This window comes from Oleiharenicola sp. Vm1, assembly GCF_047777955.1.
Lineage (GTDB): Bacteria > Verrucomicrobiota > Verrucomicrobiia > Opitutales > Opitutaceae > Didemnitutus.
Window position 1 is genome coordinate 651,533 of sequence record NZ_CP180537.1, and the last position, 14,156, is coordinate 665,688.

General features: G+C 71.8%; 13 protein-coding genes. 5 read left to right on the forward strand and 8 right to left on the reverse strand.

Annotated features, from left to right (window positions below; translation table 11 throughout):
- Window positions 1-10: 10 nt before the first annotated feature.
- The 4 genes from ACMYLB_RS03710 to ACMYLB_RS03725 all read left to right on the forward strand — a co-directional run bounded on the left by ACMYLB_RS03710 (window position 11) and on the right by ACMYLB_RS03725 (window position 6,634).
- Window positions 11-3,115, forward strand: a complete 3,105-nt coding sequence (locus ACMYLB_RS03710; RefSeq protein WP_415909630.1) for an aspartate kinase — start codon at window positions 11-13, stop codon at window positions 3,113-3,115.
- On the forward strand, window positions 3,031-3,543 hold the full coding sequence (locus ACMYLB_RS03715) for a hypothetical protein (RefSeq protein ID WP_415909631.1): 513 nt from the start codon (window positions 3,031-3,033) through the stop codon (window positions 3,541-3,543). The genes ACMYLB_RS03710 and ACMYLB_RS03715 overlap by 85 nt, the downstream gene beginning before the upstream one ends.
- Before the next feature lie 139 nt (window positions 3,544-3,682).
- Window positions 3,683-3,985, forward strand: a complete 303-nt coding sequence (locus ACMYLB_RS03720; RefSeq protein ID WP_415909632.1) for a hypothetical protein — start codon at window positions 3,683-3,685, stop codon at window positions 3,983-3,985.
- 162 nt (window positions 3,986-4,147) lie between these two features.
- Complete coding sequence (locus ACMYLB_RS03725) at window positions 4,148-6,634, forward strand: ATP cone domain-containing protein (protein WP_415909633.1); 2,487 nt, start codon at window positions 4,148-4,150, stop codon at window positions 6,632-6,634.
- Window positions 6,635-6,828: 194 nt separating this feature from the next.
- Here the strand turns inward: ACMYLB_RS03725 and ACMYLB_RS03730 are convergent, their stop codons facing one another.
- Window positions 6,829-7,551: a Crp/Fnr family transcriptional regulator gene (locus ACMYLB_RS03730; RefSeq protein WP_415909634.1), complete on the reverse strand. Its 723-nt coding sequence runs from the start codon at window positions 7,549-7,551 to the stop codon at window positions 6,829-6,831.
- 59 nt (window positions 7,552-7,610) lie between these two features.
- On the opposite strand from ACMYLB_RS03730, the gene ACMYLB_RS03735 reads away from it, so the two are divergent.
- The gene (locus tag ACMYLB_RS03735; RefSeq protein ID WP_415909635.1) at window positions 7,611-8,267 is read left to right on the forward strand and encodes a histidine phosphatase family protein; all 657 of its coding nucleotides are present in this window, start codon (window positions 7,611-7,613) and stop codon (window positions 8,265-8,267) included.
- A 4-nt stretch (window positions 8,268-8,271) separates the two neighbouring features.
- Here ACMYLB_RS03735 and ACMYLB_RS03740 read toward each other — a convergent pair whose 3' ends face one another.
- The 7 genes from ACMYLB_RS03740 to ACMYLB_RS03770 all read right to left on the reverse strand — a co-directional run bounded on the left by ACMYLB_RS03740 (window position 8,272) and on the right by ACMYLB_RS03770 (window position 14,146).
- The gene (locus ACMYLB_RS03740; RefSeq protein WP_415909636.1) at window positions 8,272-8,622 is read right to left on the reverse strand and encodes a cupin domain-containing protein; all 351 of its coding nucleotides are present in this window, start codon (window positions 8,620-8,622) and stop codon (window positions 8,272-8,274) included.
- Window positions 8,623-8,634: 12 nt separating this feature from the next.
- On the reverse strand, window positions 8,635-8,769 hold the full coding sequence (locus ACMYLB_RS03745; RefSeq protein ID WP_415909637.1) for a hypothetical protein: 135 nt from the start codon (window positions 8,767-8,769) through the stop codon (window positions 8,635-8,637).
- Between the two features lie 4 nt (window positions 8,770-8,773).
- Entirely contained in the window at window positions 8,774-9,007 is a 234-nt protein-coding gene (locus ACMYLB_RS03750) for a DUF2249 domain-containing protein (protein ID WP_415909638.1), read from the reverse strand.
- Between the two features lie 82 nt (window positions 9,008-9,089).
- The gene (locus tag ACMYLB_RS03755) at window positions 9,090-11,213 is read right to left on the reverse strand and encodes a cytochrome b N-terminal domain-containing protein (protein WP_415909639.1); all 2,124 of its coding nucleotides are present in this window, start codon (window positions 11,211-11,213) and stop codon (window positions 9,090-9,092) included.
- 96 nt (window positions 11,214-11,309) lie between these two features.
- Window positions 11,310-11,609, reverse strand: a complete 300-nt coding sequence (locus tag ACMYLB_RS03760; RefSeq protein ID WP_415909640.1) for a hypothetical protein — start codon at window positions 11,607-11,609, stop codon at window positions 11,310-11,312.
- On the reverse strand, window positions 11,609-12,328 hold the full coding sequence (locus ACMYLB_RS03765; RefSeq protein WP_415909641.1) for a hypothetical protein: 720 nt from the start codon (window positions 12,326-12,328) through the stop codon (window positions 11,609-11,611). Before ACMYLB_RS03765 ends, ACMYLB_RS03760 begins: the two co-directional genes overlap by 1 nt.
- An 81-nt stretch (window positions 12,329-12,409) precedes the next feature.
- Entirely contained in the window at window positions 12,410-14,146 is a 1,737-nt protein-coding gene (locus ACMYLB_RS03770; protein WP_415909642.1) for a cbb3-type cytochrome c oxidase subunit I, read from the reverse strand.
- Window positions 14,147-14,156: the final 10 nt, after the last annotated feature.

The following is a 14,156-nucleotide window of genomic DNA, read 5'->3' on the forward strand; positions in this document are numbered from 1 at the left end:
GTCGCGTTTGGTGCGCTCTCGCGTCATGGTCGACCGATGTCCTGCCGCAGCGCCGCAGCACTTCATCCTCGCGCTGCCGGATCTCCGGCTGGCGCGCGGCGGAGTCGTGCGCCGGCATCGCATCGCCGCCTGGTGGTGGAGCCGCCCGGACGACACCCCGGCGGAGCCGCGGGCGGACGTGCCGACGGTGCTCCTCGTGCACGCGCTGACCGGCGGCGCGCAAGCCGGCGGCGCGGGCGGCTGGTGGGAGCCGTTGATCGGCCCCGGCCGGGCCCTCGATCCGGCGCGGCACCGCATCCTCTGTTTCAACAACCTCGGCTCGTTCTACGGCAGCAGCGCCCCCGGCATGCCCGGCTGGCCCAAGTCGAAGAAGACGCAGCTCACCAGCGTCGACCTCGCCGACGCCATCCTCCAGGGCCTCGACGCCCTCGGCCTGAAGCGCGTGCAGCTCGCGGCCGGCGGCTCGCTCGGCGGCATGGTCGTGCTCGCGCTGGCCGCGCGCGATCCGAAGCGCTTCGCCGCGATCATGCCCTTGGCCACCAGCGCCGCGGCGACGCCGTGGACCGTGGGCTGGAACCACGTCGCGCGCGCCGCGCTGCGCGTCGACCCGGGTTACCCGCACCACGCCGCGCGCGGCCTCGAGGTCGCGCGCCAGATCGCGATGCTCACCTACCGCGCCGAGCCCGGCCTGGCCCAGAAGCAGACCGCGCGCACCATCGGCAGCTACCTCGAGCACCACGGCAAGAAGCTCCACGGCCGCTTCACCGCCCAGTGCTACGAGTCGCAGCTCGACGCCATGGACCACCACGACCTCACCCAGCCGCTCCCCGGCGCGCGCGGCCCCGCGCTCGCGCGCATCGCCGCCCCGGCGCTGGTGGTCGACGTCGACACCGACCAGCTCTTCCCCCGCCCAATCCGAGGCGCTCGCCGCCGCCCTGCGCGCGCACGGCACCCGCGTCGAGCGCGCCACGCTGCGCAGCCCGCACGGCCACGACGCCTTTTTGCTCGAATGGGACCAACTGGCCAAGCTCCTGCGCCGCGCCCTTTCCCTCTCTCCGTCATGAACGCCCCCTGGCAGATCTACAAATTCGGCGGCACCTCGGTCGGCACCCCCGGCCGCCTGCCGCGCGTGCTCGACCTGATCGCCGCCGCCCCCAAGCCGGTCGCGGTGGTCGTTTCCGCGCCGGGCGACACGACGGACTGGCTCATCCTCGCCGCCCGCTCCGCCGCCGACGGCGAGATCACCCAGGCCCGCGGCGAACTCGCCCGCGTGCGCGAACTCGCCGCCACCATCGCCCGCCCCGTCCTCACCGCCCACGGCCTCCGCGCCTTCAAGGCCGACCTCGACGAGGTCCTCACGCCGGTCGAGCGCACGCTCTCCGGCATCGAGCTGACCCGCGAATGCTCCCCGCGCTCCCTCGACGCCGTCATCAGCGCCGGCGAGCGCATCTCCGTCGCCCTCGTCGCCCGCGCCCTCAGCGAGCGCAACTGCCCGGCCAAGGCCGTCGACGCGCGCGACTTCGTCGTCACCGACGCCACCTTCGGCTCCGCCGCCGTCGACCGCGCCGCGACCGCCGACAAGTTCAACGCCCTCCTGCCGTCCTACCAGGGCCTCACGCCCATCGTCACCGGCTTCATCGGCCGCACCCGCGACGGCCACACCACCACGCTCGGCCGCAACGGCTCCGACTACACCGCCACGCTGCTTGCCGCGCTCTTCAAGGCCGAGGCGGTCACCGTCTGGACCGATGTCCTCGGCGTCATGACCGCCGACCCGAACCTCGTGCGCGAAGCCTCGCCCGTCGACCGGCTTTCCTACGACGAGGCGCTGGAGCTGGCGTATTTCGGCACGCGCATGTTCCACTCGCGGACGATCATCCCGCTGCGCGAATGCGGCGCCGCGCTCGTCATCCGCAGCACCACGCATCCCGACGCCCCCGGCACGCGCATCGACGCCACCGGCAACCCCGATCCGGCGCGCCCCACCTGCGTCACCAGCCTGGAAAACCTCTCGCTCATCGGCGTGCAGTCCCGCCGCACCGGCATCGGCCGCCCGGTCGTCAGCCGCGCCGTGGCCGCCCTCGACGCCGAGGGCGTGCGCGTCTGGCTCAGCACCGAGTCGACGCTCGGCCAGACCTTCTCCGTCGTCGTCCCGATCGCCGACGAGGCGCGGGCCAAGGAAATCCTCCAGCAGACCCTTGCCGCCGACCTCCTGCGCGGCGACCTCACGCTCGGCCCGGTCCTCTCGCCCGTCTCGCTCGTCACGCTCGTCGCCGAGTCGATGGGCCGCCGCCCGAACGTCGCCGGCCGCATGCTCCACGCCATCGGCGCGGTGGGCGTGCCCGTGCGCGCGATGGCGCAGGGCGCCTCCGCCCGCAGCATCTCGGTGATCGTCGACGCCGCCGACACCGCGCTGGCCGTGCGCACCGTCCACGCCGCCTTCAACCTCGCCCACGCCGAGCTCAACGTCCTGCTCCTCGGCAAGGGCATCGTCGGCGGCAGCCTGTTGAAACAGCTCGCCGCCCACGGCGACGCGCTGCGTTCGCAGCACGACGTCAACGTCCGCCTCGTCGGTCTGGCCGGCAGCAAGGGCGGCATCTTCGCCGCCGCCGGCTATCCGCCCGCCACCGCCGCGCAGACGCTCGCCGACACCCCGGCGCCGCGCGTCGTCGCCAAGCTCTTGCCCGAGCTCGCCCGCCTGCCGAACCCGGTCCTGGTCGACTGCTCGGCCTCCGCCGGCATGGAGCAGCTCTACACCGCCGCCTTCAACCTCGGCATCAACGTTGTCTCCGCCAACAAGCAGCCGCTCGCCCTCCCGCGCGCGCCATGCGAGGCCCTGCACGGCGCCGCCCGCCGGCACTTCCGCGCCTACCACTACGAGACCACCGTCGGCGCCGCGCTACCCGTCATCGAGACGCTCAAGAACCTCGTCCGCACCGGCGACGTCGTCGTGCGCATCGAGGGCGCGTTCTCCGGCACGCTCGGCTTCCTCTGCGAGCAGCTCACCCAGGGCGTCCCCTCTCCGCCGCCGTGCGCAAGGCCAAGGACCTCGGCTACACCGAGCCGCACCCGCGCGACGACCTCTCCGGCCTCGATGTCGCCCGCAAGGCCCTGATCCTCGCCCGCGAGCTCGGCCTGTCGCTCGACCTCGCCGACGTGAAGCTCGAGCCGTTCGTGCCCGCCGAGCACCTGCGCGAGGACGACCCGGAGAAGTTCATCGCCAATCTCACCGCGGCCGACGCCGCCTTCGTGGCGCGCGTCGCCCAGCTCAAGGCCGAGGGCAGGCTCCTGCGCTACCTCGCGCGGATCGAGCCCGGCGCCGCCGGCGCCAAGGTCACCGTCGCTCCCATCGGCGTCGACGCGGCGCATCCCGCCGCGGGTCTGCGCGGCGCGGAGGCGTTCGTGGCCTTCCACACCGAGCGCTACAGCCAGTATCCGCTGGTGGTGCGCGGTGCCGGGGCGGGCGGCGACGTCACCGCCTCCGGCGTCCTCTCCGACATCCTCCGCCTCGCGCAGAACCTGCGCAGCGGCCGCGGCAGCTGAGGGCCGGGGATGGGTCGGGAGCTCCGCCCGCCCACTGAATCCTCCGTCGCGCCGCGAACCGGCGCGGAAAGCGGGAGCCGCGGGAGCTACGCAGCGCTGCGTATGGCTCGCGCCGGCGGGAGGCGTTATGCTGCGCCGCATGGACGACGAGAGCCTCATCACGCGGATGCCGCTGCGCCGGGTGGGCGTGCACGAGGGAGCGTGGCACGTGCTGGCGTTCGCGGCGGCGTTCGTGCTGCTGGGACGGGCGTTCGAGGCCGAGGTCGCCGGCGCGGTGCCGCCGGCGGCGGGGGTTTTCTGGACGGGCTGGTATGGCGCGCTCCGCGCCGCGCGCGTGCGCGACTGGTTCGGGCGCTGGGATGCCGTGTCCTTCGGCTTCGTTGCCGGCTACGCCGTCGTCCTGGCGCTCGCGGCGCAGGTGGTGGGAGCGCGTTGGCTGTAGCGGACGGCCCGCGCCGCAACACACTCGTAATTTTTTGGCAAAATTTTTCTGCGCCTCCGCGCGCGAAAGAATTTTTTCTGCGTCAGCCGCGACATTTCGCAACCGATGGTTAGCGCGCGCGAACGCACGCGCGTATGATCCGCGGCTTTCCCCGCACCATCCATGACTGCTGCTACTTTGCTGGCTCGCTTCTCCGCTCGTCATCACGCCTCCGCGATCGCCCCCGCCGACCGCCGCGTCGTCAAACGCGACGGCACCACCGTGCCGTGGGACCCCGCGAAGGTCACCCGCGCCGTCGCCCTCGCCTTCTTCGAGGTAAAGAACGGCGTGGTCGAGAACCCCGCGCGCAACGACCCCGCGGCCCGCTACGGGCTCGACGCCGACACCTTCGCGCGCTGCGCGGCCATCGCCGCCCGCGTCGGGCGCATGATCGAGCTCGTCTACCGCCTCGGCCGCCACCCGACGATCGAGGAGGTGCAGGACACCGTCGAGAAGGCCATCGCCGCCGACGGCGAGTGGGAGGTCGCGCGCAGCTACATCATCTATCGCGCGAAGAAGTCGGCCAACCGGCTGAACCATTACGCCGAGAACGGCCTGAGCGACTACATCGCCACGGCCAAATACGCCCGCTACCGCCGCGACCTCGGCCGCCGCGAGTCCTTCCCCGAGGCGGCGCGCCGCGTGATGGCGATGCACCTCGAGCATTTCAAGGACCGCCTGGGGCAGAAGCTGCCCGCGCCGGGCGAAGACTCGCCCGCGCTGCCCGGCGACCGGCGCTTCCTCGCCGAGTGGCTGGCCGGCGGCTCGCTGCAGGACGCCATCCACCGCGCCTTCGGCGCCGTGGCGATGAAGCGCGTGCTGCCCTCGATGCGCTCGCTGCAGTTCGGCGGCGACGCCATCCTCAAGAACCACGCCCGGCTCTTCAACTGCTCGTTCAGCCCGATCGACCGCCTCGAGTTCTTCCGCGAGTATTTCTTCCTCCTGCTCGCCGGCACCGGCTGCGGCTTCTCGGTGCAGAAGCACCACGTCGACCTGCTCCCGACGCTGCCCGTGCGCGGCGAGGAGATGGAGCTGCGGGTCGAGCACTACACGATCGAGGATACGATCGAGGGCTGGGCGGACGCGCTGCACTTCCTCCTGCGCAGCCACTTCGAGCGCTTCAAGGCCGAGTTCAACTTCTCGAAGATCCGCCCGCGCGGCGCGGCGCTCGTCACCGCCGGCGGCAAGGCCCCCGGCCACCTGCCGCTCAAGGGCGCCCTCAACGACGTCGACGCCATCCTCGCCACCGCCTCGGGCCGCAAGCTCCGCCCGATCGAGGTCTACGACGTCTGCATGTTCACCGCGCGCGCCGTCCTCAGCGGCGGCATCCGCCGCTCGGCGACCATCTGCCTCTTCTCGCCCGACGACGAGGAGATGATGTCGGCCAAGACCGGCAACTGGTTCGAGAAGAACCCGCAGCGCTCCGCCTCGAACAACTCCGCCGTGCTCCCGCGCCAGCAGGGCGACGACACGCTCTTCCGCCGCCTCTTCGCGGCCCAGAAGGAGTTCGGCGAGCCGGGCTTCTACTTCGCCGACCATCCCGACTACGGCTGCAACCCGTGCTGCGAAATCGGCCTGCACCCGGTCGTCAAGGGCGAGCTCGACGACGAGGTGGAGGTCGCGAAGCTCCGCGCCCTCGGCTACGCCGGCTCGGTCGAGCCGGGCACGCGCCTTTCCGGCTGGCAGATGTGCAATCTCAGCACGATCAACGGCGCGGCGCTGCAGACGGTCGACGACTTCCTCGTCGCCTGCATCCACGCCTCCGTCATCGGCACGCTCCAGGCCGCCTACACCGACATCCCGTATCTCGGGCCGGTGACGCGCTACCTCAACGAGCGCGACGCCCTGCTCGGCGTCTCGATCTGCGGGTTCATGGACAACCCGGAGATCCTCTTCAACCCCGAGGTGCTCGAGCGCGGCGCGCGCCTCTGCCGCGCGGCGAACCAGATCGTGGCGAAGGCCATCGGCATCCGTCCGGCGGCGCGCGTCACCTGCGTGAAGCCCGAGGGCACGGCCTCGCTCCTGCTCGGCGCGGCCTCGGGCATCCACCCGCACCACGCCCGGCACTACTTCCGCCGCGTCCAGGCGAACCGCAAGGACCCGATCTACCGGCATTTCCACGACCTCAATCCGCACATGACCGAGGCGTCGGTCTACCGGCCCGAGACGGACGACGTGATCACGTTCGCCGTCGAGGCGCCGGCGCACGCCATCCTGCGCGACGAGATCGGCGCGGTGGACTTCCTCCACTTCGTCCAGCTCGTGCAGCAATACTGGGTCCTCAACGGCGAGGCCCCGCTCTCGCGCTCGCCCGGCCTGCACCACAACGTCTCCAACACCTGCACGGTGAAGAACGACGAGTGGAACGCCGTCGCCGACTTCATCTGGAAGCACCGCGAGCACTTCACCGGCGTCTCGCTGCTCGGCCACGACGGCGACAAGCGCTACCCGCAGGCGCCGCGCGAGGCCGTCACGACCGAGGACGACGTCGCGAAGTGGAACCGCCTGCGCTACAACCCGGTGAACTACACCGAGCTGATCGAGCAGAGCGACGAGACCAAGCTCAAGGAGGTCGTCGCCTGTGCCGGCGGCGCCTGCGAGCTGACGTAAGTCGCCGCGAACGAGGCGAAGGCTTGCCCGTCGGCCGGGGCGCTGGCCCTCGAACGCCCTGTGCTCGCCGCGGACGGCCTCTCCGAGGGCCGTTGAGGGCAACGGCCCCTACCGCCCGGCGCCGCCCGCGCTGCGCGGGTCCGGCGCGCGCAAACGGCGTTTTCTGTCCCCGCGGCCGCCGTGCCGACGCGGCGTCACTCCTCGCCGAGGTTGTGGCGCAGCATGGCGGCGAGCTTGCCGGCGTCGTGCACCGCGATGCTCTTCGCCTCGACGGTGATCAGCTGCTGGTCGCGCAGGCGCGCGAGCGTGCGGGAGAGGGTTTCGCTGCTCGTGCCGAGCTCCGCGGCGAGCACGCGCTTGGTGCCGCGCAGGTGGATGACGCCGTTCTTCGCGTCGCGGGCGTGCTTCACCAGCCAGTTCAGCAGGCGCGTTTCCACGTCCTTGAGCGTCAGGTCGTCCAGCATGCCGACGAGCACGCGCAGGTGGACGCTCATCGAGCCGAGCATGCGCAGCGCGAGGTCGGGCCGGCGGCCGATCAGCTCGAGCAGCGGCGCCTTGGGAATCAGCAGCACGGTGCTCGGCTCGACGGCGCGGGCGTTGGCGGGATAGCCGGTGGGCGACGCGAGCGAGGCCTCGGCCATCGACTCGCCGGGCCGGAAGACGTGGATCACCTGCTCCTTGCCCGCGGCGTTCACGCGGTGGACGTTCAGCGCCCCGCTCTGCACGAGGTAGCAGCCGCGCGACGGCTCGCCCTCGTGGAACAGGTAGTCGTCCTTCGCCAGCGTGACGGTCTGGGTGAAGCTCGCGATCGTGGTCAGGTCCTCGCCGGAGAGCCCGCTGAACAACTGGGCGCAGCGGAGCGTGCCGATGAGACCGGTGAGCTTGAGGTCGGCGGGGCGGGGGGACGTGGTCGGCATGGAAATCGGACGGGACGAGCGCTTGACCTGCAGGGACGCGGCGGCGCTCAATCTCCACCATGCGAGGAGAAGAGCTGCTGGCAACCCTGCGGGAGGAGGCACGCACCGGCCGGCCGGTGGCGGCGGTGATGCGGCATGCCGCGCGGCACCCGATCGCCGATCCGCGGCGGCCGGAGCTGGCGGAGCTGACCGCCGACGGCTGCGCCGCCGCCGAGGCCTTTGGCGCGCAGCTCGGGGATTTCTCCCGCGTGCGCCTGTTTCACAGCCCGGTGAAGCGCTGCCAGCAGACCGCCGAGTGCATCGCCCGCGGGCTCGCGGGCGCCGGCGGACGCGCCGAACTCGTCGGCGCGCACCCGGCGCTCGGCATCGACTACATCCGCGACCTGGCCGAGGCGGGACGGCTCACCGTGCAGCACGGCGAGCATTTCGTGCGCCTGTGGTTCGAGGGCGCGGTGCCGCCGGCCGTGATCGACCCGGCGCCGGCCCTGGCGGCGATGAAGCTGGATTTCGTCCGCGCCCAGCTCGCGGGCGCGGCGCCCGGCACGCTCGACCTGCACGTCTCGCACGACTGGAACATCATCATCCTGCGCGAGCATCTGGTCGGCGTGCGGCATGAGGAGGCGGGCTGGCTGACCTTTCTCGACGGCGTCGCGTTCCGTCCGGCCGGGCGCGGCGTGCGCGCGGTCTACCGGGAACGCTTCCGCGAAATCGCCTGAGCCGTCAGGCCGCCGCGGGCGGCATGGCCTGGATGACGAGCAGCGTGAGGTCGCCGACGGCCTTGACGGCGTGCGGCGCGCTCGGCGGCAGGTGGAGCAGCTCGCCCGGCTTGATCAGCCGGGGCTGTCCCGCGAAGGAGAATTCGCACTCGCCCGCGATGACCTGCACGAGGACGCGCGCCGGGCTGGTGTGCTCGGAGAGCTCCTGGCCGGCGGCGAAACGGAAGAGCGTCGCGCGCAGGCCGGGCGCGGTGAGCAGCGCCTGGCTGACGATGCCGTGGGCGACGCGGTCGCCGGGGATCTGGAGCGCCGCGACACCGTCGCGGTCGAAGGGAAGCAGGGCGGAGGGTTTCATTGGGAAACGAAGTCAGTTGAACCAGGGAAAGCCGCCGAGGCGCAGGCTGGCGCCGGCGAGCACGAACCGCACGCTGCGCGCGGTGACGCCCGCGATGCGCGCGCCGAGCGGGTGCAGCGTCGGGATGGCGTAGCAGTAGGAGACCACGGCGTCATTCCCTCCAGAAATTCACCGCCCACGCGCCGTCGGCGCGGCGCTCCATCGAGGACTCGAAGCCCTCGCTCTTGAGCAGCTCGATCAGCGGGGCGGGCAGGAACGGGGCGATGACGGTCACGCCGTGGCCCGGCGTGAGCGCGTCGACGCGCTCGCGGATGGCGGCAAAGGGTTCGGTGCCCTCGGCGAGCAGCGGGCGCACGTCGAGAATCTTGAAAGTCTTCGGTTTCATGGGGAGGCGTGGAATGGTCCGAGTCTACCGCGGCGCCGGCCGCGGCGCCTTGATGCAGGTCATGCCGCGGCGCGATGCCGCTTCACGGCTCCAGACGGAAACCCGTTCCGGGCTCGAACGCCAGCACGACCAGCCGGCCGCGCCGGGCGACGACCTCGCCGCTCCACTCGGTGCGCGGGGCGTCGGCGCCCTCGCGCGTGGCGAGGCTGACGGCGATGCGGTGCGCGCCGGGCGCGAGTGGCAGGCGCAGCTCGCCGATCGAGGCGCCGTCGGACTGGAGGCCCTTGGGCCGGAAAACCTGCTCCTGCGCCGCGCCGTCGACCGTGAGGCGCACCACGACCGGCGCGCGCGAGCGGTTGACGTGCACCGCGGCGCGCATGTGCACCGGGAGGTTGTCCTGCGCGGCGGCGGCGACGGTGGTGGCGTCGACCCAGTCGCCGAACGCGCGGAAGGTCAGCACGAACTCCGGCTGCGCCGCGGTCGGATGGCGGAACAGGGCGGCGCTGACGGCCAGCAACGCCGCCAGCGCGGCGGTCGTGAGCGCGAGGCCGGTGAACCAGCCGCGGGCGGACGAGCCGCGCGCCGGCTCGGGCGAGCGCTCGCCGTCGAGGAGGTCCGCCGCCGCGGCGCTGAGCGCGTGCGGCCGCGTCGGGTCGTAGCGGAGGTGCGCGACCTTGCGCGGATCGGCGCGATTCGGGCGGAACTTCGGTTCGCGTTCGCCGCTGAGCCGCAGCGGGAGCCAGCGGTCGCCTTCGCGGCAGAACGGGTCGGCCGACACCGTGCTGACGACCAGCACGGCGCGCGCGCCCTTGGCGATGAGGCCCTCGATGACCTTGGGCTCGACCCAGCCGGACGACGGCACGGGGCGGACCTCGTAGCCGGGCAGGCGGGCGCGCCACGCGGCGTGTTGGAAGAAATCCCAGCCGCCGTCGGTCTGCGCGCACACCAGCGCCAGCGCCGGCGGCTCGCCGCGCGCGACGGCGGCGGCGACGAAATCCTGCAGCTCGCGCGTCACCGCGCGGGCATCGAACCACGCCATGCCGATCGCCTGCGTGTCGCAGGAGCCGGTGCAGACACCGCAGCCGATGCAGCGCGCCGGATCGATCTGCGCCTGCGAGGGCCACGGCTTGCCGTCGGTGCGCGGCACCATCGTGATCGCGCCGAACGGGCAGTCCTGCGAGCACTGCGTGCACGAGAAGCAGCGCGCGGTGTTCACGGTCGCCTGGTAGCTCGCGCGCGGGCGCGACCGGCCGAGCCACCACGGCACGGTGGCGCCGCCGAGCACCGTCAGGGCCGCCGCCAGCCACACGCCGCCGCCGGAGAGGCGCGCGGAGAGGTTGAGCGGCCAGAGGAACCACCAGTCCATCGAGAACGCCTCGGGTTTGACCGCCATGTGCGCGGCGGCGGCGTTGGTGGCCGGCAGCACGAGCGCGGCGACGATGACGGCGCCGGTCAGCCACGCCAGCATCGGCCGGCTCGGCAGCAGCTGCGCGCGGCTGAGCCGCGCGAGGTGCACGGCGAGCCCGCCGGCGATGGCGAGCGGCAGCAGCATGTGGAGGAAGAAGACGACGAAGAACAGCAGCGACGGCACCGTGTGGTCCGCGGTGAAGAGCCGGCCCATCGGCTCGCCGAAGATCGGGAGCACGTCGAGGGCCTTCATGCTGTCGAGCGCGACGTGCTGCGCCCGCACGTCCCAGACGAGCCAGTAGCCGGTCCAGCCGATGAACCACACCAGTGCGGTCAGCGCGATGCCGCTCGTCCACGCCAGCCAGCGCGCGCCGGCGAACTTGCGCCCCAGCCACGTGCGCAGCGCGTGCAGCGCGATGGCCAGCAGCGCGAGGTCGGAGGCGTAGCGGTGGACGCTGCGGACGATGCCGCCGAGCGAGCGCGGGCCGAGGTCGGCCAGCGAAGTCCAGGCGGATTGCACGCTCGGCGAATACCAGACGAGCAGGAGGACGCCGGAGAGCGTGGCGAGCAGGAGCGCGGCGTTGGCGAGCGGGCCGAGCTGCGCCAGCGGGTTGAACTCCCGCGGCAGCGCGCGCTCGATCCGCGCGTCGGCGCGCACGAAGAGCGACTCGCCCGCCGCGAGCAGGCGGGCCAGGCGGATGGCCGGCGCCGGCGGCGGTGTGGCAGCGGAGCCCGGCGTGCCGCCCAGCGTGTCCGCCAGCGCCTCGCAATCCGGCTCGGGATGCACCGGCGCACTCATCGCAACGCTCCCTGGCGCTCGGTTAATCTGTAACCTAATAGGTTACAGATCACACGATCTAGAGTGAGCAGGGTAGTAAAACTGTAACCTATTAGGTTACAGTTGGCCGGGACGATCTGAGAAAACGGTGGTCGTGGCATTTTCGTGGAGGAGGGAGCGGAGGGAGGCGCGGAGCCAGGCGCGGTGGCGCGGCTCGAGGTTAAAGCGGTAGGCGATGCGGCCGGCGCGATCGACGACGAGGAAGAGGTTCACGTGGTCGATGACGCCGGTCTCGGGATTGCGCACGCGGGCGAATTGCAGGCGGGAGAGCAGGTCGAGCATCGCGGCCGGCCGCTCGCCGTTGACGTAGCGGAACTCCGGGTGGGTGAAGCCGCGGGCGGTGGCGACGCCGTCCATCAGCTCGCGCGTCTCGTATTCGGGATTGAGGGAGAGCGCGACGACCCGCAGCGACGCGCGCTCGGCGGGGTGAATTCGCCGAGGAGCTGGTGGACCTCCTCAAAAATGGCCGGGCAGGCGGTCGAGCAGGCGGCGTAGACGCCGGTGATGAGCACGACCTGGCCGCGGAGATCGGAGAAGCGGAACGTCGCGCCCTTCTGGTCGACCAGCGGCACGTCCGGTAGCGGCAGGGCGACGCGGATCGCCTCGCCGGGGAACGGCGGCAGCGCCTCGGCCCGCGCGGTGTCGAAGCGGGCGTAGGCGACGAGGCCGGCGATGCCGGCCGCGATGACGGCGAGCGCGGTCGCGGCGGCGGCGGCGTGCGCGCGCCAGGTGGCGAAGCGGCGCAGCGCGGCGACGGTGTCGCGCCAGAGCACGGTGGCGACGCCGACGACGAAGAGCGGTTCGAGCAGCATGACGCTGACGGCGGCCCACGACATGCCGCCGGTGCGCGGGTCGGCGCGGTAGCACCAGAGCTGGAAGTCGCGCACGAAGCCGCCGAGCCAGGCCGCGTCGGTCGGCCAGAGCAGGGTGAAGAGCAGGAAGCCCTCGTAGGCGGCCAGCGCGGTGGCGAGGAAGACCATGAGCCCCGGCCCGGTGAAGAAGCGACCGGCGCGCGCGGCGCGGGTTTCCGCGTGCGCGACGGGCGGAGGTGCGGCGGTGGAGACGTGGACGGTCATGGGCGCGGGTTCGGGCGGAGAAAAAGGGGCGGTGCTCCGTTGAGCGGCCGCCCTGGGACACACGGAAAACGACGGGGCGGATCAGCGCACGGGCCAGACGTCGGCCAGCGCCTTCCAGTTGGCGAAATAGTAGACCGCGAAGCAGGCGAGGAACACGAGGGTGAGGATGATCGTGCCCTTGGTCGCGGTGTGGTTGTCGGCCAGCGAGCCCTCCTTCGCGCCAGCGAGCGCGGGTGGCGTGCCCCAGTTGTAGATCGGCTGGCCGTCGGCGACCTTCTGGCCGAAGAGCAGCGTGCCGACGCAGAGCAGCACGAAGATCAGCAGGCTGGTGAAGGCGAGGATGCCGCCGATGCCGACGAGGCCGAGCCAGAGGTGGGCGGCCGGGCTGTAGATGCCCTGGGTGTCGATGTCCCACGAGCGACGCGCGACGCCCATCGAGCCGGCGAAGGACATGCCGAACGACAGCATCGTGATGCCCACGGCGAACAGATACGGCTGCACGCGGGCGAAGGAGCGGCCGATGAAGTCGCGCTGGAAGATCAGCGGGATGACGTAGTAGGTCAGGCCCATGAACGCCAGCGACGTGCCGCCCACCACGGTGGCGTGGAAGTGGCCGGGGATGCGCAGCGTGTTGTGCGCGATGATGTTGATCTGCTGCGTGCCGAGCGTGACGCCGGTGATGCCGCCGATGAAGCCGAAGATGCCGACGGAGAGCGCGGCGGCGGCGAAGGCCGGGTTCTTCCACGGCAGCGCCGTGACCCAGCCGAAGAGGCCGCGGGTGTAGCCCTTCTCGCGCATCGCGAGCTCGACGCCCGCGGGGACGGTGAAGCCGTGGACCATCGACGCGAGCACGGCGAGATACATGGCGTAGGACGTGTTCCAGATCTTCCAGGTGGAGCCGACGCCCGGGTCGACCAGCAGGTGGTGCGCGGAGGCGATGTTGATGAAGAGCACGTAGAGCGCGAAGGCGGTGCGGCACACGGCCTCGTTGATCGGGCGCGCGCCGGTGGTGACGTTGCCGATGAGATACCAGACGGCGACCATGGCGCAGACGTTGACCTGCTGGGACTGGTGGCCGAGGCCCCACCAGATGAGGCGATACCAGGCGGGGTCGGGCTGCGCGGTCCAGCCCATCGAGTAGGTGAAGGTCGGGATCATCACGATCGCGCCGTGGAGCAGCGTGATGACGGCGATGATGGCGGCGGCGAGGGCGCCGAAGGTCACGAGCGGCATCGAGCCCTCGTAGGCCTGGTCGCGCTTGGCGACGTAGATCGTGGCGAAGAAGTTGAAGACGCCGATCAGCGTGCCGACCGCGACGAGGATGATGCCGAGATAGAACAGCGGGTGCGCGAGCAGCGGCAGGTAGGACGTCATCAGCACGTCGGCTTTGCCGGCGAGTATGATGTAATCCACCATGAGCGCGCCCGTGAGCATCATCGCGAAGGACGTCCAGGCGACCTTGCGCGAGAAGAGCCGGGCGTTGAGCGGCGTGGTGCAGGCGAAGGTGAGCACGGCGATCTCGAAGAACAGGATCCAGTGGATCAGCATGTTCAGGCCGTGGAAGGTGAGCACGCGGTAGAACCAGTCGGTCGGCAGGAGGTGCACGGTCTGCCAGCGCGTGAGGGCGAGCAGGAGCGCGGCGATGCCGCCGAGGAGGAGAAACACGACGGCGGCGACGGCGTTCAGCTTGATGAAGCGCTGGGCGTCGAAGCAGACGCTGAGGCCGGTGGTGCCGCAGACGCGCTTCGGCACGCCGGGCGCGGCGAGCGAATGCGAGTCGCTCGCGTCAGAGGGAAAAGGGACGGTGGCGGTGGTCATGGCGAGGGGG

Bases quoted from the DNA above. Each gene is read 5' to 3' on its own strand.
- ACMYLB_RS03720 (WP_415909632.1), top strand. From the start codon at position 3,683: ATGGACGACGAGAGCCTCATCACGCGGATGCCGCTGCGCCGGGTGGGC.
- ACMYLB_RS03725 (WP_415909633.1), top strand. From the start codon at position 4,148: ATGACTGCTGCTACTTTGCTGGCTCGCTTCTCCGCTCGTCATCACGCC.
- ACMYLB_RS03730 (WP_415909634.1), bottom strand. From the start codon at position 7,551: ATGCCGACCACGTCCCCCCGCCCCGCCGACCTCAAGCTCACCGGTCTC.
- ACMYLB_RS03735 (WP_415909635.1), top strand. From the start codon at position 7,611: ATGCGAGGAGAAGAGCTGCTGGCAACCCTGCGGGAGGAGGCACGCACC.
- ACMYLB_RS03740 (WP_415909636.1), bottom strand. From the start codon at position 8,622: ATGAAACCCTCCGCCCTGCTTCCCTTCGACCGCGACGGTGTCGCGGCG.
- ACMYLB_RS03750 (WP_415909638.1), bottom strand. From the start codon at position 9,007: ATGAAACCGAAGACTTTCAAGATTCTCGACGTGCGCCCGCTGCTCGCC.
- ACMYLB_RS03755 (WP_415909639.1), bottom strand. From the start codon at position 11,213: ATGAGTGCGCCGGTGCATCCCGAGCCGGATTGCGAGGCGCTGGCGGAC.
- ACMYLB_RS03760 (WP_415909640.1), bottom strand. From the start codon at position 11,609: ATGGACGGCGTCGCCACCGCCCGCGGCTTCACCCACCCGGAGTTCCGC.
- ACMYLB_RS03765 (WP_415909641.1), bottom strand. From the start codon at position 12,328: ATGACCGTCCACGTCTCCACCGCCGCACCTCCGCCCGTCGCGCACGCG.
- ACMYLB_RS03770 (WP_415909642.1), bottom strand. From the start codon at position 14,146: ATGACCACCGCCACCGTCCCTTTTCCCTCTGACGCGAGCGACTCGCAT.